This window comes from Thalassotalea profundi, from assembly GCF_014653195.1.
GTDB lineage: Bacteria > Pseudomonadota > Gammaproteobacteria > Enterobacterales > Alteromonadaceae > Thalassotalea_B > Thalassotalea_B profundi.
Window position 1 is genome coordinate 1 of the sequence record NZ_BNAH01000003.1, and the last position, 21572, is coordinate 21572.

Here is a 21572-nt window from a genome sequence, read left to right on the forward strand (position 1 = left end):
AAAGAATTGGTTGCGGGAGCCACTATTTAAACGTGAGCGAACTGACGACCTAAGGTCGTACATCCCATATAAGTTTTATTTTAATTCTAAACTTAATAAAGAATTGGTTGCGGGAGCCAGATTTGAACTGACGACCTTCGGGTTATGAGCCCGACGAGCTACCAGGCTGCTCCATCCCGCGTCCGAATGACTTCTTAATTAACTTAAGAAGAAAGCCAAGTTGTTTTAATTCAAACTTAAGAAGTGCTTCCTAGTGAAAGCGAGGCGTATATTAAGGATTGTTCCAAATAATTGCAACCTGTTTTCATGATTTTTTTCATATTGGTAGAATAATTGCACTAACTGCTGTTATTCCGAACAATAAAGGGCTTTAGCTTTAAAATAAACGCAATTTTAAAATAGTTAATTGTACAAATGGCTATCGACCAAAGCGCTATTTGTTTATAATCGTCGCCAATATTATTTAATCCCTTTATTTGAAATTATAGTTGGAAGTTATAGTGCAGCAATATTTAGCGTTAACGTCGCCCGGTATAGAAATTTTACTTGCCGAAGAAATAACCTCTTTAGGTGGTGAACATGTTGTTCAAAAGCCAGAAGGTGTTTATTTTTCGGCTTCGTTAACGTTAGGATATAAAATATGTTTATATACTCGTCTTGCTACTCGTATTTTATTACAAATAGGTGAGGGTGAAACTAACAATAAAGATGAGTTATATAAAAGTGCTTGTACAATAAATTGGAGTGAACACTTTGATGCTAACAATACATTTTCAATAGACTTTGTTGGTAAAAGTGAAGAGATTAGAAATAGCCAATTTGGTGGGTTAACGGTGAAAGATGCTGTGGTCGATCATTTTAGAAATCAAGGGGTTGAACGCCCATCTGTAGATAAAACTAACCCACATATTCGTTTCCAAGCAAGGTTACTTAGACAACAAACTGTATTTTACGTTGACTTTTCAGGGCGTAGTTTGTTTCAACGTGGTTATCGTGAACATACAGGTGCTGCACCGTTAAAAGAGCATTTAGCGGCCGCAATTATCAAACGTTCAGGTTGGTTAGAAGATACATCAAAACCTTTGTTAGATCCTATGTGTGGTTCAGGTACTGTATTAATTGAAGCGTGTTTTATGGCGGGTAATTATGCGCCTGGAATAGATCGTCAGCATTGGGGCTTTGAATTTTGGTTAAAGCATAACGACGCTACTTTTAAAGAAGAACTGGCTAAAGCTTCCGTCGCTTCGACTAAAGGTATGTCATCTCTGGCATTAACAACCTTTGGTAAAGACATTGATGAACACGTTTTAAAAACGGCTAAACAAAATGCTAAGAATGCAGGGGTTGAACAGCATATTACTTTTGAGCAGTCAGATATTAACGAGTTAAGTAATACTTTTGGTGAAAATGGTACTATGTTATTTAACCCGCCTTATGGAGAGCGTATTGGTGAGTTACCTGAATTAGTTGAAAACTTTGTATTACTTGGTCAAAAACTAAAACTTGAGTTTCAGCAATGGCGTATTGCTATTTTAACTGGCAATATTGAATTGTTATCAATGTTAAAACTAGCAAGTTTTAAGCGTTATAAATTTAAAAATGGTCCGTTAGACTGTCAACTTGCGCTTTATAATATTGACGATAAACAAGCGGCCAAAGATAAAGATACTCCACAGTTTGATCAAAAAGACTCTGACTTTGCTAATCGTTTATTAAAAAATAAGAAAAATTTAAAAAACTGGCTTAAAAAAGAACAAATTGAATGTTATCGCTTATATGATGCGGATATTCCCGAATATAATGTAGCAATAGACATTTATGGTGAATATTTGGTTATTCAAGAGTATTTAGCACCTGCCAATATCGACCCTAATAAAGTAGCAAAACGTTTACAAGAAGTACTTTATTTTGCTCCTAAAGTTTTAGAAATACCCACTGATAGAGTGGTTTTAAAAACACGCTCAAAACAAAAGGGTAATAATCAATATGAAAAGGTTAATAAAAGTCAACAATCTATAATTTTGCAAGAGTATGGCGCCAAGTTTAAAATCAACTTGTGGGATTATTTAGATACCGGTTTATTTTTAGATCATCGTAAAACACGACAAATTGTTGCTCAAAAGGCAAAAGGAAAGTCATTACTTAATTTATTTGCTTATACTGGTTCAGTATCTCTTCAAGCAGCTTTACATGGTGCAAGTACAGTAACTACGGTTGATATGTCTAATACTTATTTAAGTTGGGGACAAGACAACTTTGCTTTAAATAATTTATCTGGACATAAATATTCTTTTATTCAGGCTGACTGCTTAACCTGGTTGAAAGAATGTAAGCAAAAGTTTGATGTTGTTTTTGTTGATCCTCCTACGTTTTCAAATTCAAAACGAATGGAAGATAGCTTTGATGTTCAAAGAGATCATGTATCACTTATTGCTGATGCATTAAAATGCTTAGCCGAAAATGGTGAGCTTATTTTTACTAATAATAAACGTAATTTTAAAATGGATAAAGAAGCTATGGAAAAACTTGGTGTTAACGCCAAATCAATTACTGAATTAACCCGAGATAAAGATTTTCAACGTAATAAACATATTCATAATAGCTGGTTAATTACTCGTAAAGGAGCTAATTAACATGTCGGTTAAATATCATTTATACAGTAGTGAAGGTTGTCACCTATGTGAGCAAGCGCTTAAATTGTGTATGGTCGTACTTAATATACAGCAACTTGATATTATTGATATTGTTAATGACGAAGGTTTAGTTGAGCTTTATGGAGTTCATATACCTGTATTAGAGAGAATGTCTGACAATACAAAATTATTTTGGCCATTTAGTCAGCAAGATATAGAGAAATTAGTGAAATAATGGAATTAATTCGAATTACTGATGGCGAGCTTGCTTTCGGTGAAGATAAAATATTAGATGGCGCAGAACTTCGTGTTAAACAAGGTGAGCGTGTTTGTTTAGTTGGTCGTAATGGCGCTGGAAAATCATCATTGTTGAAAGTGTTAACTGGTCAGCAAAACCTAGATGATGGGCAGCTAGTTATCTCAAATAATGTGCAACTGGCTATGTTACAACAAGATCCCCCTGAATCTTGTGATTTGTCAATATTTGATTATGTTGCTCAAGGGGTAAAAGAAAATGCGGTCCTTATCAAACGATATCATGAACTTATTACTATTATTAGTGAAGACCCAAGTGAAGCTAATTTAGATAAATTAGCACAAGTTCAGCATCAGCTTGATCAAGCTAATGCATGGCAAGATGAGCAACGTATTGAGAAAGTGCTATCAATATTGGCGTTAGTTGCAGATAAAAAAGTAAATGAATTATCAGGGGGCTGGTTAAGAAAGCTTGCGTTAGCAAAAGCGTTGGTATCAAACCCTGATGTATTGTTACTTGATGAGCCTACTAACCATCTAGATATTAAAAGTGTTTTATGGTTAGAGCAATTTTTAAAAGACTTTAGCGGGACTATCGTTTTTATAAGTCATGACAGGGCATTTATTCGAGGATTAGCAACACGTATTGTTGATTTAGATCGAGGTAAATTAACTAGCTACCCTGGTAATTACGATGAATACGTCGAACAAAAACAACATGACTTACAAGTAGAGGCTACTCAGAATGCGCTGTTTGATAAACGACTTGCTGAAGAAGAAGTTTGGATCAGACAAGGCATTAAAGCTCGCCGTACTCGTAATGAAGGCCGTGTAAGATCTCTTGAAAAATTAAGGCTTGAACGTCAACAACGAAGAGAAGTTAAACATCAAGGGGATATTAATATATCTACGGGCGATCGTTCAGGTAAGTTAGTCTTTGAATGTGAAAAGCTAGGTGTATCATTTGATGATAAACGTGTTATTAAAAACCTTGATTTATTAATAACCCGAGGAGATCGTTTAGCTTTAATTGGTGCAAACGGCACGGGAAAATCAACATTAATTAAATTAATCATGGAGCAATTACAGCCCACCACGGGAACTTTACGAGTTGGTGTGAATCTAGATATTGCCTACTTCGATCAACATAGAGATCAATTAGATCCTAAGAAGACAGTACAAGACACTGTTGCTGATGGTAAACAAGATATTACGGTTAATGGTAAAACTCGACATGTACTTGGGTATTTACAAGATTTTTTATTTAGTCCTAAAAGAGCAAGAACACCTGTTAGAGCGCTCTCTGGCGGTGAAAAAAATCGATTGTTACTAGCTAGATTATTTTTACGCCCCAGTAATTTATTGATTCTTGATGAACCAACTAATGATTTGGACATAGAAACTTTAGAGTTATTGGAAGAAGTCGTTGCAAATTACTCAGGAACCGTTATTTTAGTGAGCCACGATCGAGATTTTGTCAATAATTGTGTTAATTCATGCTTATATTTTGATGGTAGTGGGCATATTAATCAAATATTCGGTGGTTACGATGATGTCGATGCGTATTTAGCACTCAAAGAAGAGCAACGTAAAGTAACCAAAGATATTGTTTTAGAAAAGAAAAATGAAAAAATAAACAGTGTTAGTCAGCCTAAAACAATAAAACGTAAACTGTCTTATAAAGAAACACGAGAACTTGAAAGTTTACCAAATGAAATCGATGCACTAGAAAGTGATATAGCCGCAATACAAGAGCAAATTAATCAGCCCGATTTTTTTAATCAAGATGAAAGTGCCAGTTCAAAAATATTGAACCAGCTACAAGATTTAGAGTCCAAGCTCGAAGCTTGTTATGCAAGATGGCAAGAATTAGACGAAATATAATACGTATATGAGAGTACTGTAGTTACATGAAAAAATTTGCAACATCGTTATTAGCACTTAGTTTGACTAGTGCGTTTAGTTTATCTTTGGCACATGCGTCAACATATCAAGTTATTGATAAAGGAGCAGCGTCTTCTTTAGAATATACCTATGGGAAGCAAGAGAATAATTCAGGACAAATGGTTATAGCAGGAACAACCATTTATAACTTTCCTGTTCAATTTCAATATCTCACTGAAACAAATATAGATAATATAATCACTTATGCCAATGTTAATCATGAGCTTGTATTTGATTTGTCAGATATTGAGAATGAGGCGTCATTAAGAGCAGGTCAACCAACGGCAAACGATTTGGCATGGACAGTTTTGTATTTACAAAATAATGCTAGCAGCACTTTGTTTCAAAAAGTGGGTAATGTCGTTGCAATGATCAACGACGGAACTGAAACTAAAGAAATTGTTGTTTTCGATGAATTTGTCACAGGAACTCAAACCTATTCACGATCCACTACTGATTATGTAAATGGAATTACGGAACAAGGTTGGGTTTATGGTAATGCTTCAGCACCTTTTTTACCTATTCCTTTTACAGAAGAAGATGGCGATGAGGTAACCCATTGGGTTAGAGACTTTAGTAACAGAGGTTATTACTCTCCTGATAGTGGACAAACGATAATTCCATTAATTCCCCCAGAATCGACTTACGGTGGTGAATCTGCAATTTTTGATATTAGTGATAATGGTATTGCTGTTGGCTATGCCAGTACTAGTGTAGCAGAGGAGGCATTAGAATTTATTGCCGATGAAGATGGTGGTTGTGCGGATCCTGAAAGGCTTCTGGTTAGTCCTATAGAAGTATGTATTCAGCAAGTATCTGAAAACATGTATAACGCAGAAGCTTTTAAATGGGTATTGGACCAAAACGGTATTGTTAGCTCTGAAGCATTAGGGCAATTGGTAACACCACATGCTGATGATGTTCGTGAATACATTAGTTATGCTCAGGCTGTTAATATTCATGGTGTAGCTGTTGGTTATGCTCATGGTTGGTGGGATGAAAATGAAACAGCGCCTTCAGCTACTGAAGCTCGTAGTATCTATGCTGTTGTGTTTAAAAATGGTGAAGTTATAGATTTTACTGATGATCATAGTAAGTATTTTAATTCACGTACTAATGACATTAATAATAATGGTATGGCAGTTGGACATGTAGAAACTTATATCAACGGTTCTTTGAGACAAAAGTTTTACTACGTTGATACAACCGTTGAACAGATGGAAATGGTTTTACCTACAGATTTCTTTACCGGATCTTCAAGTACAGCTTATTCCATTAATGAAAACAATTTAGTGGTAGGGAGTGGTGAAGTTGAAACACATAACGATACCAGTAATAACCCAAGACGTCGTCATGGCTACCTCTATGATATTACTAATGATATATTCTCTGATTTAAATGATTTTTTACCTTGTGATTCTGAATATACTATTATTGAAGCGCGTTCTATTAACGAAAATAATGAAATTTCGGCGACAGCTGTAGTGAAAGCACCGTTAAGAGATGCAAAAGGCGAGCTCTATTATAATGAAAATGGTGAACAAGTATTTGAAGATGTATTACGCGCGGTTAAATTAGCTCCTATTGCTGGTGGTCAAGTTGAAGATTGCACAGTAACAGAGGAAAAGGTTGAACGCCAAGGCGCAAGTACAGGGCTTTACGGATTGTTCGCGTTATTTATTGCTGGTATTAGCCGAAGATTATTTATTAGAAAAGACAGCTAATTACCTTAATCAAGTTATACAAGTTATATCTAGCGATAGTTATTACAAAAAAGCACTCAATGAGTGCTTTTTATTTTGCCAAATTTAAATAGCCAAACATTAACAAGACATTATCTTAAAATTTTGTTGTATCGGCGAATAAACCTACTTTTAAATCTGTTGCTGTATATATAACACGACCATCAACAGATACAGTACCGTCAGCAATACCCATAAATAACTTACGTTTTATTACACGTTTTAAGGTGATGTTATAGGTAACCTTTTTAGCTGTAGGTAAAATTTGTCCGGTAAACTTAACTTCTCCAACACCTAAGGCTCTTCCATGGCCTGGGCCACCTGACCAAGCTAAAAAGAAGCCTACTAATTGCCACATTGCATCTAATCCTAAACAACCAGGCATTACAGGATCACCTTTAAAATGACAATCAAAAAACCATAGATCAGGGTTAATATCTAATTCGGCAATAATTTCACCTTTACCATATTCACCACCATCGTCATTAATTTTTATAATACGATCCATCATTAACATATTATCGGCTGGTAGTTTGCTGTTGCCTTCACCAAAAAAATCAGTTGTTCCAGCAAGTATTAACTCTTCTTTAGAGAAGGAATTTTGTTGTGACATAGTAAGTGTTGTTCCACTAATTTATAAATTTAAAGCGCTACTTTAGCGAACAGATGTACACTAAACAACTCCGAACAGTTAAATATATCAAAATTTATTTCACTTATTATGTTAACTCTTTATAATTACGTTACGCGTAACTTGTATTTGTTTTCAGGATTAACAAAAAATGGATAATAAAAACAATAAGAAAGAGAAAAAAACAGCATTAACTAATGCTGAAAAGCAAAAAAGGTATAGAGAACGACAAAAATCAAAAGGTAAGCAAGAATTAAGAGGATATTTAACGCCAGAAGCGCGTGAGTGTTATCAATTAATCTCCGAACAAACGGGTTGGTCTGACTCAATTATATTAAGTAATGCGGTAAGATTAACTTATGCAGCATATAAAAATGGTCAAATTGGCTTGTTAAATAATTGGTTAACTAAAAATGAATTATAATGTGTTTTAACTTAACACGTTAATAAAATAACACTGATAATTATGATTGTGTTAAAATATTTTTCACTATATTCTACGCTACGATAGTCCTGTAGTTTTAATATAAATTATAATAAGTATTAAGGTGTCTTTCGTTGATAAATGTCTTGTTAGTTGATGATCATGAGCTGGTTCGTACAGGTATAAAAAAAATACTTGATGAAGTTAAAGGTCTTAAGGTTATTGGTGAAGCTAAAACCGGCGAGGAAGCCGTACAATTTTGTCGTAAATCAGAACCTGATGTTGTTTTGATGGATATGAATATGCCTGGTATTGGTGGTTTAGAAGCGACTAAAAAAATTATTAGATATTCACCAGATATCAAAGTGATCGTATTAACTGTTTATTGCGAAGATCCAATTCCAACGAAAGTGATGCAAATTGGTGCAGCAGGCTATCTAACCAAAGGTGCTGGCTCTGATGAGATGGTTAATGCTATTCGTGCCGTAAATAGCGGTCAACGTTATATAACACCTGAAATAGCACAACAAATGGCGTTAAGTCAGTTTAAATCTGCCGATGAAAATCCTTTTAATAGTTTATCTGAGCGTGAATTACAAATCATGCTAATGATTACCCGTGGAGAAAGGGTGCCTGATATTTCTGAACAACTTGTATTAAGTACAAAAACTATTAATAGTTACCGTTATAGAATGTTTGAAAAGCTTAATGTGAGTAATGATGTTGAATTAACTCATTTAGCTATTCGTCACGGAATGTTAAAAACTGAAAAGTTATAACCTTGTCTATCGAACCAACCTCTTTTGATTATGTTGCCTTTTTAGCCTCTGTTACCAATCAACCTGGCGTTTACCGTATGTATAACAGCGAGCAAACTGTTATTTACGTGGGTAAGGCAAAACAATTAAAGAAACGACTATCAAGTTACTTCAGAAAGGATGTTGGAAGTAATAAAACGCGTGTCTTGGTCAAACAAATTACTGCTATTGATGTAACGGTTACCCATACCGAGGGGGAAGCCTTATTACTCGAAAATAACTTCATTAAGAAATATCAACCTAAGTACAATATCTTATTAAGAGATGATAAATCGTATCCTTACCTTTTAATTACAGAACATCGTCACCCTAAATTGGGTTTGCACCGTGGTGGGAAAAAAGTAAAAGGTGAGTATTTTGGTCCATACCCTACAGTAGGTGCTGTATGGGAAAGTTTGCGTTTGATGCAAAAGCTCTTTCCGTTAAGACAATGCGAAGATAGTTATTATCGAGCGAGAAGTAGACCATGCTTGCAGTATCAGTTAAAGCGATGTTCAGCACCATGTGTTGATAAAATCTCGATAGATGATTACCAACAACAAGTTCACTTAGCCAAATTGTTTTTACGCGGAAAGAGCTCACAAGTGATCGAAACGTTAGTGACTCAAATGGAGGCAGCTAGTATGGAGCTAGCGTTTGAAAAAGCGGCTAAACTACGTGATCAAATTACCACCTTAAGAAAAGTTCAGCAACAACAGTTTGTGAGCGGTTTAGCTTCTGATATGGATGTTGTTGGAATTTATAGCCATAAAAATCAAGCGTGTGTGCACGTTCTATTTATTAGAGATCAAAAAGTACTTGGAAGTAAAAGTTACTTCCCATCAGTACCTAGTAATACGAATGAAAATGAAATTGCCGAAGCTTTTATTTGTCAACATTACCTTGGAAGTGATGTTAATACAGCTAAAATTCCAAAAGAATTAGTGATTAAGCATGCAATTAATAATAAAGAAGAATTAATTGAATTGTTAAAAAAGCAAGCTGAACACGATGTTAAAATCTCCACGAATGTTCGGGTGGAACGTGCTCAATATTTGAAGTTAGCTGAAACGAATGCTCAAAATGCATTATTGACTAAAAATAGTCATAAAGAATCAATGCAAGCACGCTTTCGCGAGCTTAATGAAGTGTTTGAACTTCCCCAAGGTATTAATCGAATTGAATGTTTTGATATTAGCCACACAATGGGACAGCAAACAGTAGCTTCTAATGTCGTATTTAATACAGAAGGGCCGCTTAAAAGTGATTATCGACGTTATAATGTGACAGGAATTACTCCTGGCGATGACTATGCTGCGATGGATTTTGCCTTAAATAAGCGCTACAGAAATGCTAGTCCTGAAAATATGCCTGATATTATCTTTATTGATGGTGGAAAAGGGCAGTTAGGAAGAGCAGAGCAAGTGTTTAGTCAACTCGATGTAGAGCCGGTTCCATTACTTGTTGGTGTAGCAAAAGGTGAGTCGAGAAAACCTGGCTTAGAAACGTTAATATTAGCAGGTAGTCATCAGTTATTATCGTTGCCTAGTACTTCCCCTGCATTGCATTTGATTCAACACATACGTGATGAATCGCATCGTTTTGCCATTGCGGGACATCGAGCAAAACGTCAAAAGGCAAGTAAAAAATCTGTTTTAGAGGATATACCTGGTATTGGAGTAAAAAAAAGGCAAGCACTATTAAAATATTTAGGAGGGTTCCAAGAAGTTTTAGCTGCAGATATCGCAACCTTAAGTAAAGTTCCTGGTGTTAGTGATATATTAGCTAAAACTATTTATGATGCGTTACATGACAAGTAACCCGCGAGTTGTGTACAATAAGCCTGAGTCAGCATGTCCTATTGTTTGTTTATTACCCTTAATTGGCAAATATTTAATCAATCTATATTAACAATTTTAATAAAAAGCTAAATGTGAAAACTATGTGGACTATTCCAAATCAAATTACTTTATTTCGTATTATATTAATACCCGTTTTTATCATTGTATTTTATCTGCCAATATCTTGGAGCCATTTTGGCGCTTTTGCCGTGTTTTGGGTCGCTTCTGTTAGCGATGCATTAGATGGATATTTAGCTCGTAGGCTAAACCAATCTTCTTCATTTGGTGCTTTTATTGATCCTGTTGCTGATAAATTAATGGTTGCAGCTGCACTAATTATGATTGTAGAAGATTATCAATCATGGTGGATTGCAGTCCCTGCAATGATTATGATTTCACGTGAAATCTTTATTAGTGCCTTACGAGAGTTTATGTCGTCACGTGGCAAAAGAGATGTGGTGGCAGTATCTACTCTAGGAAAATATAAAACTGCAGCACAGATGCTTGCTATTATGGGGTTAATTTGGCAACCATCCTATGACATACCATTGATTATTTTTGATTTTCCACATGAAATTCTTATGTTTGCGGCTTTTGGGTTTTATTTTATTGCAACATTTTTAAGTTTTTGGACAATGCTAGCTTATTTTAAAGCGGCTTGGCCTGAATTAAGAGGATGAAAACATTTGTGTTTGATTAAAAATTGTCAAGATTTACTGATGATTTAGTTAAAAAAACACCGTTTTAGACGCTTTTTAACCACTTGAAATAAAATTGAAATTAAATGGTTGACTCATGAATATATCAATGTAAAATGCGTTTCCAGTTGACAGGGAGTCAACAGATGAAGCGGCTGTAGCTCAGCTGGTAGAGCATCACGTTGCCAACGTGAATGTCACGAGTTCGAGTCTCGTTAGCCGCTCCAATTTTCTTTAATTAGAAATTCCAAGGGAATACTACTCAACTCGTAGTTTTGAAAAGGCGGGTTGGCAGAGTGGCTATGCAGCGGATTGCAAATCCGTGGACCTCGGTTCGACTCCGGGACCCGCCTCCATAATGCCCGGGTGGTGGAATTGGTAGACACAAGGGATTTAAAATCCCTCGCTTGTAAGAGCGTGCCGGTTCAAGTCCGGCCCCGGGTACCATTTCATTATTGCAGGTTGGGTGTATAGAATGTGTGTGGCAAACACATTGGGATGAAAGTCTCACGAAAGAGTGAGAAAATGAGCGGCTGTAGCTCAGCTGGTAGAGCATCACGTTGCCAACGTGAATGTCACGAGTTCGAGTCTCGTTAGCCGCTCCAACTTTTCTTTATTGATTTAAAGGAAAGTAAACCAGAAAGTCTTATGAAAATAAGCATGCGAAGCGGCTGTAGCTCAGCTGGTAGAGCATCACGTTGCCAACGTGAATGTCACGAGTTCGAGTCTCGTTAGCCGCTCCAATCATTTCTTAATTGAAGTGGAAGTAGGGAACCAATCTCTACTATAAAAAGTACTTCCCTTATGCCCGGGTGGTGGAATTGGTAGACACAAGGGATTTAAAATCCCTCGCTTGTAAGAGCGTGCCGGTTCAAGTCCGGCCCCGGGTACCATGTTTTTAATGTCTTTATTTATCAATTGTTTATTCTAGATTATCTAGATACCTGATATCTACAATGCTTGACCTAATAAGCTTTTCCACTTATGGTTTATGATTATAAGATGATATGATCTTTAATAAACTTAGTGGAAGTTAATAAAATAATTATGAATAAAATTCAAAGCATATTAAAGTTGACAGTAATGAGTTCAATGATTCTGTCTACAAAACTATTTGCGCAAGTTTCACCAGCACCTCTTGTTTCAATTCCTAGCCATGATGCCTTTTTTAATAACTTAAAAGCGCTTTGCGGGAAGTCTTTTCAAGGCCAAGTTATTGTTGATAATGCCCCTCCTAGTAGTTTTAATACTAGTAAATTGGTGATGCATGTTAGAAAGTGTACAGATAGAGAGTTACAGATCCCTTTTCATGTAGGTGACAATGCGTCTCGTACTTGGATCATAACGAAGACAGGCAGTGGCTTAAGTTTAAAGCATGATCATCGTCATGAAGACGGTAGTAATGATGCTTCTACCATGTATGGTGGACATACGGTTGATGCTGGCTGGCCACAAGTACAATCTTTCCCGGCTGATCAATATTCAAAAGAATTATTTATTGAACAAGGTATACCTCAATCTATTGGTAATACGTGGCAAATGTATATTTATCCTGAGAAGTTTACTTATCGGCTAACGCGAGAAGGTCGCGAGTTTAGAGTGGATTTTGACTTAACTAAAAAGATTGCTAATCCTTCAGCTCCTTGGGGGTATTCGGACTAACCTCTTTTATCACAATTCTAGACTTTATAAAAAATGGGTTAATTTTAAAATTAACCCATTTTAATAGAGCGAACCATGTCTCGATATTTGCTGTCTTATTTTTTAACCCAGTTTCCGGCAGCGTTCATAATATAATGGCCTGATTGCGTCTTTTGGATTGCTTTTGCTCCTGCTAAAGCGGTTACTTGTTGCATTGTAATCTTATTCTCACGTGCTAACTCAATATATATATTTTTACGCTTTTTATTTATGCTTTCTACCAAAGCTCGTGTCTCAGAATTATTAACGACGACACCTATATAGCCATCGGGCATTTCACCAACTAGTCCTTTTTGTTTAGCATCATCAAGTGATATGGCCCAAGCAGAAAAGCTAATTACTGAAATAAATAAAACAGTGGTTAAGTGCTTAATAAAATTGTTGATTATATTATTCATCATATCTCCCTAGAATACATCGCTGTCTTTACTAAATATACTATCTAATTCTTTATCTACTTTGACTTTTATTTCATGATCAATTTTTAAATTTAAGTTAATGGTAATAGGCTCTTTGGCACTTACTTCTACCTTGTGAGTGCATCCTGTTATCATAAAAATTGCTAACACTAGGGTTAGTATTTTATTCATAAGTACTCCTTAATTGTTTTGTAAACCGTCGATAATATTTTGTTCAAATCGATCTGTTATTGATAACGACTCAAGTAATCCTGGCAGGTCGTATGTTAAATTTAGATTTAAATTTACATCGTTATCAATATCAGGATTTCGGCCTTTTATTTCAGTTTGTAACAGCATATAACCATCGTCTGCCATAGAGACTGTAGATGACAATTGATGATAGTGTAAGTTTTCTAACGCATCAAATGCCAGTTGTAATTGTGAGTTATTATTTTTTAACTCAGCTACGGCTGGATTATTAATAACTTGTATTATTCCATTGTTAATATTGTAAAGTTTACCATCTTCAACAGTAAACTGTTTGCCATCGTATAAAATAGGCAGTTGTCCTGATATATGTCCAGTCACTACAATACCTTCTTTTGAATCTAAAGCTAACACTTGCTCTAAGTCTATACCTGTTAGCTGAACATCAACTGAATGGCCTTTAGTTAGTGGCCATTTTACTTGTGGAATTGAAAAACTCCCTCCTAATACATCTGCACTTAGTAACTTAGCTGTCATCTCGAAAGTCTTGTTATATGAAAAATCAATACCTGTTGTAACATTGGTAATTGGCGAGCCGGTTTCGATTAATGCTATAGTTAAATTGTTATTATTGTTCTTTATTGTGCTCAACACACCATTGGTTAACGCTACTTCTTGTTGCCAATTAAGCTCTTGTAACCAAATTCCATCGATTTCACCACTAAGAGAGCTTACGGAGATATTACCCGTTAACGCGTTATTTAACGGGGTAATAAAATCTGAAATTTTTCCTTCAATGTTATAATCTAAAACACCATCGATAAGTGATATCTCTGTTGGTAACTTCATATTAAATGTTAATAAATCGGTAAGTTGTAATTTACTGCCTGAAAATTGAAATTGAGGGGACTCTATCGACCCAGTAATATTCATATTACTTAGTTCTACATTGTTAGCACTTAAAATGGCATTAATATTTATAGCGTTTAAACTCCCTTTAATATCTGCATCAATAGTAAAATTTTTAAGCTCCATTTTTTTGGGGACAACTATTTGAGAGGCATTATTATTAACAGCTAAGTTTATTGAAAGCTGATTATTTTCTTCAATCACTATAGTGCCTTTAAGTGTCACTTTATTCTCTTTAATCGACGCCAAAGTGCGAGGGACAGAATTTTTTTGCTCAATAGGGAATACAATATTTTTTAGCGAAACGAATGATTCATCTGCTATTTTAATAAGTGTTTGTTGTGTTGTTTGGGTTAATGAACCAATAAGTTGAATACTGACGTAATCTTTACTAAATGTTTTAAGTTTTGGAGCTGTTAATTGGCTATTAAAATTAAAACTATTCACTTGTAATTGATAATCCGCTTCAGCGTTACTGACAGCTTTATTTAAGGTTATATCTTTCATCTTGATATAATGATCACGTGAACCATCTTTAGCACTTATCTCTAGAGAGCTTAAATTTGTTTTAACATTGCTTATTTTTAGTGTGGTATTGGGTTCAGTGTTTAAAGTGAACTTAGATAGAGGGTTATCTTTAATGATTGATATTATTTCTTGAGAAACATTATAGTCATTCAATAAACTTAATAATAAAACAGGGTCGCTTTCTAATGTTAAATTATTCTCATTAAAAAGTGTTATGTTAATTGCGTCGTTACTAGAGGGAGTTAAATCTAGCTTGGTATGAAAATTTAGTGAACCAGAAAAGTTAACATTAAATTTTTGAGTAAAGCTGCTGCTGATACTTGCCTTTAAGTCGGTTAAGCTGTTTTTGATAATAACTTTACTGTCTTTACTTTCAATAAGTATATTAACTTTCCCTGACAATTCACTCGAATTTAATGTCTTATATAGTTCACTTGATAGAGGAAACTGATGAGTTTCTACAATACGTAGTAATGGCGTGAGAGCACTTGATGCTTCTATGATTAAATGCCCTTTATCAATATTTAATTGGGCAGTTAAAAACTTCTTATCTCTTTCGTCGCCTAGGGATACATTTAAACTATTGTTTAAGAGTTTAACGCTCCCTTGATATTTAATACTTTCGACTGCATTAGATGTTGTTTGTTTGTCGTTATTAAATATATTACTTTTACTTAGAAACGGTGAGTAATTAATATGTTTGATATTAATATTTGTAGATAGTGGTAATTGTTTAACGTTTTCAATATAAGACGTTAATGCTGATGATAATACTTGATTAAAATTTTGCTTTTCATTTTGTTTAACTGTAGTAGGTGAGCCTTGAAATAATGGACTAACGCCCGTTATTTTTATTGTGTCAATATCTAAGGAGGTTACTTTCGGTGTTGATGACGCTGACCATTGGATGTTTGCGTTCTTTATTTCAAAATGAGCCTTAGCATGTGTTAGACATAAATTGTCAATTATCACAGACATATCGCTTTGAAAGTGAAAGTTAAAACAAGTTATCTCCACTTGGTGATCGGCTAGTTGTGTTTTCGCAAATTGATTAATGATAGCCAAACGTTGATTATGACTAATCATTAATAGCGTAATTAGTGCGATAAAACTTATTAAAAGAGTTAAGGTTAAAATTTTAACAAAGCGCACTTTAGCTTCCTTGTATCACACTATTTTATGTATGAAGTATAAAGGCCTAGCAATATTTATTTAACCTTTAATAACAATTTATTTAATAAATTTGTAAATTCAAATATTGACAGATGAAAGTACGGTATAAAGGGAAGGCTTATGTGAATACATGGCTGTATTTTATATAATAACAGCCATGTAATAAAAATTTAAAGCAAGAGTTCTTCTAACTTTTCGGCAAAAAATATCACTATTTCTATAGCGATCAACACAATAATAATCCACTCTAAAAATGAGGAATGTTGGTGTTTTTGCTCATCAGCTAACATTTCAAAAAGCTCATGAATCGTTGCCAGCTTTTTAGATAACAGATCGACCCGTTGGTGTATTTCCATATAACGTGCAACTTGATTGTAGGCACTTTCATATTCAGGGTATTCCCAAAAAAAATCAGGCGTATCAAGTAAACCGTAATGTAAAATAATAGCACTTTTAGTACTAAATAATGTGCCTCTAATTTTAGCTACTTCTTTTCTTGTGATCGAAATTTTACCATAATTGGCTAACGCTTCAGGTATATGGGAATAATCCATAATTGTATTCTGTGCTTGTAGCTCAAATTCAGCAAGTTTACTCGATTGTGCTAAGGCATGACTTACCGCTAATCGAGTAAGAGGGTCATGATTATTTAATGTAATTGTATCTTTGTTTATTTTAACGTCATTTGAAAATGAAAAACGTAAATGTTCCTCTATTCTTTCAATAGGTAAAGTGTTTTCATGGATAATTCTATGGATAAGCGCCTGACGCTCATCTTCATCAACGCCCCAAAATACTACAACTCCGTAGTCAAATAGCCAATATTCTCCCGTAGGAACAATTACTTGTACAGCATCTCTGTATCTTATTCCACGTTCTAATAATTTTTTGTCAATACTTGATTTTTCTGAAAGGAAATCATCTCCAAAATTATATATTGATAACCGATCATGACTAAATGCAATACTGTTTGATATTTTAATGTTATTCATTACATTTCAAATTTGTTGATTAAATGCTTAATAGTGCATTGTGAGGCTTAAAAAAATAAACGCCATATCATTTTTTTAATCATATCGATAAAAATAATTCGCTTTCCTTTCATTACAAAAGTGGCACTATGCAAAAAATTGCATTGGTTTAACTGACGAGAATAAAGATGAATGCCAGCATGCCATCCAACCCAAATGATGATATTGAATTTGAATTAGCTAAAATGAATGAACATGCTAATTCAAAAAGATTTAGAGATAGAAATAAAGGTAACATTTCTAAAAAAAATGTAGAGAAGAAGGATCGAAAAAAATCACGTTCGTTTATAGATGAAGAGTCTGATGAATATTATGATGAATGGGATTAATAGTCATTAGATTATGTCCAATGGTTTAATTCTTTAAGGAATTCATTATTTTTTATTATCTAGATATTAGTCCGTATGATTGGACTGCTATTTTAACCTCTGTTTTTTGTGGTTCTATTATTGGTTTAGAACGACAATATAGAGGAAAGCCTGTAGGAATAAGAACTTCATCTCTAATCGTGTTAGGTACCTACATTTTTATGGCAACAGCCACTAGTGTTAGCACTGAAATAACTGATCCATCGAGAATTATTGGACAGGTAATTACAGGCGTTGGTTTTTTAGGGGCAGGGGTAATGTTAGCCAAAGACGGCGCAGTTGTTGGTGTAACTTCTGCAGCTACTATATGGGTATTATCTGCTATAGGCATTAGTATTTCACATGGTAACTTCTATGCTGCAATTATTTTTTCGGGGTTGGTTGTATCAATACTTTTTGGTGTTGATTTGCTCGAGGAATACTCACAAATGTTTACACGTGGGGTGCATAGTAAATATCAGAAATGGAAGGCAAAACCTAGTCGTTTTAAGGATAAAATAAGTAAATAAAATTAAAAAATAGCACTCACTATTAACATTGAGAGTGCTATTTTAAATTATCACGATCAATATTTAGTTAAAGGATAGTAAAAATGATTTTAGCAATATCGGTATTATCTGTTTTATTCTGAAATTTTTCGAAGCCTTTACCAAAAGCAAATACGGGTACATCAATTCCTGTATGCCCCCCAGTCGTCCAACCTGTAAAACTTTTAGCACTTACGAATTGATTAAGCTTTTTATAAAGCTGACGAGTTAATTGTGGTTTTGTAATTTTTTCTGATTCATCTTGTTTAATGCTGTGCAATTGTGATAATTGTTCATCGGTAAGTGCAAAGGTTAACATTGTAGCCAATTGTTCAGCGGTAAATTCTTTCTCAGCAATGAACTGTGCTATAGCGCTAATTGATTGCGTCATGCCCTTAAATACTGATGGTTGCCACTTATATTCGCCATCAGAGCCTAGAGTAAGTCCACCTGTGCTATGGTCTGCAGTTAAAACGACTAGAGTATCAGGGTTTTGTTCAACATATTGCTCTAAGTAGATAAGCGTCTTGGCTAAATCGTCCATTTCGGCCATTGCCGAAGCAATATCATTACTATGGCCAGCCCAATCTACTTGGCTTGCTTCAATTAACATAAAATAACCATTTTTATTTTCTAATTGCTCAGTGGCAATTTTAGTCATTTCAGATAATCTATGTTTATTACTGTCATCTAAAGACCACGGCAAACCTACCGGCGCAAATAAACCTAGTAAAGGTTCTTCTTTTTTTATCGAAGTAAGCTGTTCATAATTATCAACATATTGAAATCCTTTTTCTTTAAATTCTTCAACTAAATTTCTGTCTTCACGAATAAAGTATTTTGTGCCACCACCGAGTAATAAATCAATATTAATACCATTATCGATATAACTATCAGCAATGGCATCATAATTTCTTCTGCTTTCATTATGGGTAATATATGAAGCAGGTGTAGCATGGTTTACTTGTGAAGTTACAACGACTCCGGTTTTTTTACCTAGAGTTTTAGCATGCTGTAATACCGTCTTTAATGGTTTTTTATCTACATCAACACTGATCGCACCATTATAACTTTTTATCCCTGTGGCCAAAGCTGTTGCACCTGCGGCAGAATCTGTTACATAACCAGAAATAGGTGCGGGGTAGGTAGAGTTTAACCCTACTAAATGGCGATCAAATACAGTCTCTTCAATTTCTGGCGTATTGGGATCGTCATTATAATATCGATAAGCCGTTGTAAAGGCTGGTCCCATTCCATCACCAACGATCATAATGACATTTTTAATTGGTTTTTTACTTGCAGTCATAAGTTTTTCATCGGCTTGTAAGGCGAATGAAAGACTTAAGCTAGTACATAAGCAAAGGGAAAGTAATTTTTTCATATTTTAAACTCTGTGATTAAATTATTTAGTTAATGTTAAATCAACCCATACTAAGCGGTGATCTGAAGAGGCATTCCTATCTTTAATTAGTTGATATGCAGTATCTTCTTTGTTTGGCCAGAATATGCCAGATTTTTTTATCACCCAACCAGAAACGGATGGTAAAACGTAATCGGCACGCATGCCCCAAAAGGCAGTATGATATTTTGCATTACTATTATTACTGTTGTGAGATGCACCACCTAAACTTTCAGGTTTTGGATCTTGAATAAAAGGGCTTGTAAGAAGTGAATTGATACCGTTATATATTGCATCTCCATCGAGGTTCGATGCGTTTAAATCCCCTAAAATCACAAAACGACTATCTTTAGATAACCCGCCGTATTTGTTGTTATCGTCATAAATATAAGAAGATTTTAAAGGATCTACATAGTCAACCCAGAACCTTATTTCATCGTGGTTTCGTTTACCGTTTCTATCTTCTGGTCCATCAAAAACAGGTGGCGTCGGGTGACTCGCAAGGACATGAATTTTTTTGTTATTTATAGAAATAGGTATATCCCAATGAGATTTTGAAGATAAGCGAAAATCAGCCCAAGCTTGTTCGCTGTACCAAGAATTATTTGTTTTAGGGTCAACAGGCTTTAAAGCTCCTGGCATATCTTTCCATTTGAAATATTGAAATGTTCGGATAGCCGTTTTATCAATAGGATATTTTGATAATATTGCCATGCCATATTGCCCTGGGAAACTTCCGAAGCCATATGTATCTGCTGGAGTCGTTATTTTAGCATCATTATTAAGATCAAATTTTGTTTTAACACCAGTATTTACATCAGCTTGATAATAATAAGGGAACTTAATTGGTGATTGATTATTTTGTGATTTCTCTAAATATAGTGTCATAAACTTTATGAGCGCTTTGTCTTGTTGACCTTGGTAATCAAATTCATTAAGTAAAATAATATCAGGATTTATTTGTTGAATAATTTCGGCAATATTTTTAATTTGTGAATGATGGGCATCAAGTGCTTGGTTAAGGGCATCACTAGACAACTTTTTGTTTTTATGAGAATTTACATAATTGGAAGCGTCCATACTCACATTAAATGTAGCGACCCTAATGGTATCTTTTTCCATAGCATGAACCTTATAAGTAGTAAATAAAACAACTAACGAATAAAAAACAATTGATGGGGGTGTGAAGTATTTTAGCAAAATTTATGTCCTATTTTATGCCAGTACCACGTAAAACAAATTCAGTTAAAAATTGTGTAACTTGTTCTTGATCTTCTTCTTCATAATCTGCTCTATTCATTACTGATAATATTTGTGTTTCAAAATCTGCATAATGTTGTGTTGTTGACCAAATTAAAAATATAAGCTTAACGGGGTCTATGTCTTCCATTTTTCCTTCATCAATCCATTGCTGAAAAATTTTGGCTTTCTCTTTCACCCATTTTCTTAAGTAAGTTCGTGAAAATTCTTTTAAATGTAAAGCCCCTTGGATAATTTCCATGGCATAAATTTTTGATGCATTAGGATGCTGGAATGACATTTTTACTTTAGCAGCGATAAATTTTTCTATAGCAAGGCGAGGACCGTCTTCATAAACGATGTCGCCAATACCTTGATCCCACATATCGAGTGTTTTTTCTAATACTGCATGATAAATGTTCTCTTTATTTTTAAAATAATAAAGTACATTAGCTTTAGGTAGTTCAGCACGATCAGCTATTGATTGAACAGTCGCTCCTTTATATCCCTGTAAAATAAACTCATCAGATGCTGCAGCTAAAATTTTCATTTCACTTTTGATTCTGATGGAACCTTGTTTTTTATCCACTTTTTTATCAAACATTATTGTCATTTTATTCGTTCTTTTAATCATTGCTTTTTAACAGGCTAAAGCTTGTTTGTCATTAAAATGTTATTTCATTGAACATTATCCATGTAAACAGCTATGTAACCAAAAGGTCAGTATTGCTTGAATTTTAAGCGTAATGAACTGAAGATATTGACCATAGCATATTACTTATAATCATAAACATAAATAGATAAAGTCGTATTTATAACTGTTTAACCAGTTTAATCGTACAATATTATACTTTTGTTAAATTTATTTTTATGATTTCGAATATTTCTTAAAGTTATTAAATTATTCTGTTCATAAGGTTATGTTATTTGTGTGATGTGATGCCTATTTATACTGCTTTTCATTCTTACTATATATTTACTTGACCTAATGGTTAAAAAATATATTTTTCATCTGCTGTAAAGCTAATTGTAAAAAAAGTTCAATTTTTTTCAAAAAAATATTTTTGTGGATTGAATTGTTATTTAACTGATATATAAGGTTTTTTGTTTTTATTTTGGTTTTT

The 21572-nt window shown here is 34.3% G+C and carries 19 protein-coding genes and 7 tRNA genes; 17 read left to right on the forward strand and 9 right to left on the reverse strand.

Translation table 11 applies throughout. The annotated features are described in order from the left end of the window. Positions 1 to 104: 104 nt before the first annotated feature. A tRNA-Met gene (locus IE155_RS03990) sits at positions 105 to 181 on the reverse strand. Positions 182 to 500: 319 nt separating this feature from the next. Here IE155_RS03990 and rlmKL point away from each other — a divergent pair. From rlmKL to IE155_RS04010, 4 genes are read left to right on the forward strand one after another with little or no spacing between them, the layout of a single operon-like run. Next, the gene (gene rlmKL / locus IE155_RS03995) at positions 501 to 2633 is read left to right on the forward strand and encodes a bifunctional 23S rRNA (guanine(2069)-N(7))-methyltransferase RlmK/23S rRNA (guanine(2445)-N(2))-methyltransferase RlmL (protein WP_229817021.1); all 2133 of its coding nucleotides are present in this window, start codon (positions 501 to 503) and stop codon (positions 2631 to 2633) included. A gap of 1 nt (position 2634) precedes the next feature. Then, positions 2635 to 2868 (forward strand): glutaredoxin family protein, encoded by a 234-nt coding sequence (locus IE155_RS04000; protein ID WP_189376826.1) that lies wholly within the window; start codon positions 2635 to 2637, stop codon positions 2866 to 2868. Then, on the forward strand, positions 2868 to 4772 hold the full coding sequence (uup, locus tag IE155_RS04005) for an ATP-binding cassette ATPase Uup (protein WP_189376827.1): 1905 nt from the start codon (positions 2868 to 2870) through the stop codon (positions 4770 to 4772). The genes IE155_RS04000 and uup overlap by 1 nt, the downstream gene beginning before the upstream one ends. A gap of 26 nt (positions 4773 to 4798) precedes the next feature. Then, positions 4799 to 6556 (forward strand): DUF3466 family protein, encoded by a 1758-nt coding sequence (locus IE155_RS04010; RefSeq protein ID WP_189376828.1) that lies wholly within the window; start codon positions 4799 to 4801, stop codon positions 6554 to 6556. 115 nt (positions 6557 to 6671) lie between these two features. Here IE155_RS04010 and fabA read toward each other — a convergent pair whose 3' ends face one another. Continuing rightward, a complete protein-coding gene (gene fabA / locus IE155_RS04015) occupies positions 6672 to 7187 on the reverse strand; it encodes a bifunctional 3-hydroxydecanoyl-ACP dehydratase/trans-2-decenoyl-ACP isomerase (protein ID WP_189376829.1) in 516 nt (171 codons plus the stop codon). A gap of 169 nt (positions 7188 to 7356) precedes the next feature. Between fabA and IE155_RS04020 the strand changes: the two genes are divergently transcribed. From IE155_RS04020 to IE155_RS04070, 11 genes are all read left to right on the forward strand, one after another. Continuing rightward, positions 7357 to 7629: a RepB family protein gene (locus IE155_RS04020; protein WP_189376830.1), complete on the forward strand. Its 273-nt coding sequence runs from the start codon at positions 7357 to 7359 to the stop codon at positions 7627 to 7629. A gap of 134 nt (positions 7630 to 7763) precedes the next feature. Continuing rightward, positions 7764 to 8408, forward strand: a complete 645-nt coding sequence (gene uvrY, locus IE155_RS04025) for a UvrY/SirA/GacA family response regulator transcription factor (RefSeq protein ID WP_189376831.1) — start codon at positions 7764 to 7766, stop codon at positions 8406 to 8408. Positions 8409 to 8416: 8 nt separating this feature from the next. Then, positions 8417 to 10246, forward strand: a complete 1830-nt coding sequence (gene uvrC / locus IE155_RS04030) for an excinuclease ABC subunit UvrC (RefSeq protein ID WP_373295354.1) — start codon at positions 8417 to 8419, stop codon at positions 10244 to 10246. Between the two features lie 122 nt (positions 10247 to 10368). After that, positions 10369 to 10947, forward strand: a complete 579-nt coding sequence (pgsA, locus tag IE155_RS04035) for a CDP-diacylglycerol--glycerol-3-phosphate 3-phosphatidyltransferase (protein ID WP_189376833.1) — start codon at positions 10369 to 10371, stop codon at positions 10945 to 10947. A 169-nt stretch (positions 10948 to 11116) separates the two neighbouring features. Next, a tRNA-Gly gene (locus IE155_RS04040) sits at positions 11117 to 11192 on the forward strand. 55 nt (positions 11193 to 11247) lie between these two features. Beyond that, positions 11248 to 11321: transfer RNA gene (locus IE155_RS04045), tRNA-Cys, on the forward strand. Positions 11322 to 11325: 4 nt separating this feature from the next. Next, positions 11326 to 11412: transfer RNA gene (locus tag IE155_RS04050), tRNA-Leu, on the forward strand. A gap of 82 nt (positions 11413 to 11494) precedes the next feature. Further along, positions 11495 to 11570, forward strand: a tRNA-Gly gene (locus IE155_RS04055). Between the two features lie 62 nt (positions 11571 to 11632). After that, positions 11633 to 11708 (forward strand) — tRNA-Gly (locus tag IE155_RS04060). A gap of 63 nt (positions 11709 to 11771) precedes the next feature. After that, positions 11772 to 11858 (forward strand) — tRNA-Leu (locus IE155_RS04065). Positions 11859 to 12048: 190 nt separating this feature from the next. After that, positions 12049 to 12627, forward strand: a complete 579-nt coding sequence (locus tag IE155_RS04070) for a hypothetical protein (RefSeq protein WP_189376834.1) — start codon at positions 12049 to 12051, stop codon at positions 12625 to 12627. 95 nt (positions 12628 to 12722) lie between these two features. Here IE155_RS04070 and IE155_RS04075 read toward each other — a convergent pair whose 3' ends face one another. The 4 genes from IE155_RS04075 to IE155_RS04090 all read right to left on the reverse strand — a co-directional run bounded on the left by IE155_RS04075 (position 12723) and on the right by IE155_RS04090 (position 16849). Beyond that, positions 12723 to 13064 carry a YdbL family probable chaperone protein gene (locus IE155_RS04075; RefSeq protein ID WP_189376835.1) on the reverse strand — a complete coding sequence of 114 codons (342 nt, stop codon included), beginning with the start codon at positions 13062 to 13064 and terminating at the stop codon, positions 12723 to 12725. A gap of 9 nt (positions 13065 to 13073) precedes the next feature. Further along, entirely contained in the window at positions 13074 to 13256 is a 183-nt protein-coding gene (locus IE155_RS04080; protein ID WP_189376836.1) for a YnbE family lipoprotein, read from the reverse strand. Between the two features lie 9 nt (positions 13257 to 13265). Further along, a complete protein-coding gene (locus IE155_RS04085; protein ID WP_189376837.1) occupies positions 13266 to 15863 on the reverse strand; it encodes an intermembrane phospholipid transport YdbH family protein in 2598 nt (865 codons plus the stop codon). A gap of 191 nt (positions 15864 to 16054) precedes the next feature. Beyond that, entirely contained in the window at positions 16055 to 16849 is a 795-nt protein-coding gene (locus IE155_RS04090; RefSeq protein WP_444545870.1) for an RMD1 family protein, read from the reverse strand. Positions 16850 to 17055: 206 nt separating this feature from the next. On the opposite strand from IE155_RS04090, the gene IE155_RS04095 reads away from it, so the two are divergent. Continuing rightward, entirely contained in the window at positions 17056 to 17244 is a 189-nt protein-coding gene (locus IE155_RS04095; protein ID WP_189376839.1) for a hypothetical protein, read from the forward strand. Positions 17245 to 17288: 44 nt separating this feature from the next. After that, positions 17289 to 17792: an MgtC/SapB family protein gene (locus IE155_RS04100; RefSeq protein ID WP_189377123.1), complete on the forward strand. Its 504-nt coding sequence runs from the start codon at positions 17289 to 17291 to the stop codon at positions 17790 to 17792. Between the two features lie 67 nt (positions 17793 to 17859). On the opposite strand, the gene IE155_RS04105 is transcribed toward IE155_RS04100, so the two are convergent. The 3 genes from IE155_RS04105 to IE155_RS04115 all read right to left on the reverse strand — a co-directional run bounded on the left by IE155_RS04105 (position 17860) and on the right by IE155_RS04115 (position 21061). After that, positions 17860 to 19191, reverse strand: a complete 1332-nt coding sequence (locus IE155_RS04105) for an alkaline phosphatase (RefSeq protein ID WP_189376840.1) — start codon at positions 19189 to 19191, stop codon at positions 17860 to 17862. Positions 19192 to 19212: 21 nt separating this feature from the next. Next, positions 19213 to 20331 (reverse strand): endonuclease/exonuclease/phosphatase family protein, encoded by a 1119-nt coding sequence (locus IE155_RS04110; RefSeq protein WP_189376841.1) that lies wholly within the window; start codon positions 20329 to 20331, stop codon positions 19213 to 19215. 88 nt (positions 20332 to 20419) lie between these two features. Next, positions 20420 to 21061: a TetR/AcrR family transcriptional regulator gene (locus tag IE155_RS04115; protein WP_229817023.1), complete on the reverse strand. Its 642-nt coding sequence runs from the start codon at positions 21059 to 21061 to the stop codon at positions 20420 to 20422. Positions 21062 to 21572: the final 511 nt, after the last annotated feature.

Bases quoted from the DNA above. Each gene is read 5' to 3' on its own strand.
- IE155_RS04000 (WP_189376826.1), top strand. From the start codon at position 2,635: ATGTCGGTTAAATATCATTTATACAGTAGTGAAGGTTGTCACCTATGT.
- uup (WP_189376827.1), top strand. From the start codon at position 2,868: ATGGAATTAATTCGAATTACTGATGGCGAGCTTGCTTTCGGTGAAGAT.
- IE155_RS04010 (WP_189376828.1), top strand. From the start codon at position 4,799: ATGAAAAAATTTGCAACATCGTTATTAGCACTTAGTTTGACTAGTGCG.
- fabA (WP_189376829.1), bottom strand. From the start codon at position 7,187: ATGTCACAACAAAATTCCTTCTCTAAAGAAGAGTTAATACTTGCTGGA.
- IE155_RS04020 (WP_189376830.1), top strand. From the start codon at position 7,357: ATGGATAATAAAAACAATAAGAAAGAGAAAAAAACAGCATTAACTAAT.
- pgsA (WP_189376833.1), top strand. From the start codon at position 10,369: ATGTGGACTATTCCAAATCAAATTACTTTATTTCGTATTATATTAATA.
- IE155_RS04070 (WP_189376834.1), top strand. From the start codon at position 12,049: ATGAGTTCAATGATTCTGTCTACAAAACTATTTGCGCAAGTTTCACCA.
- IE155_RS04075 (WP_189376835.1), bottom strand. From the start codon at position 13,064: ATGAATAATATAATCAACAATTTTATTAAGCACTTAACCACTGTTTTA.
- IE155_RS04080 (WP_189376836.1), bottom strand. From the start codon at position 13,256: ATGAATAAAATACTAACCCTAGTGTTAGCAATTTTTATGATAACAGGA.
- IE155_RS04095 (WP_189376839.1), top strand. From the start codon at position 17,056: ATGCCATCCAACCCAAATGATGATATTGAATTTGAATTAGCTAAAATG.
- IE155_RS04105 (WP_189376840.1), bottom strand. From the start codon at position 19,191: ATGAAAAAATTACTTTCCCTTTGCTTATGTACTAGCTTAAGTCTTTCA.
- IE155_RS04110 (WP_189376841.1), bottom strand. From the start codon at position 20,331: ATGGAAAAAGATACCATTAGGGTCGCTACATTTAATGTGAGTATGGAC.
- IE155_RS04115 (WP_229817023.1), bottom strand. From the start codon at position 21,061: ATGACAATAATGTTTGATAAAAAAGTGGATAAAAAACAAGGTTCCATC.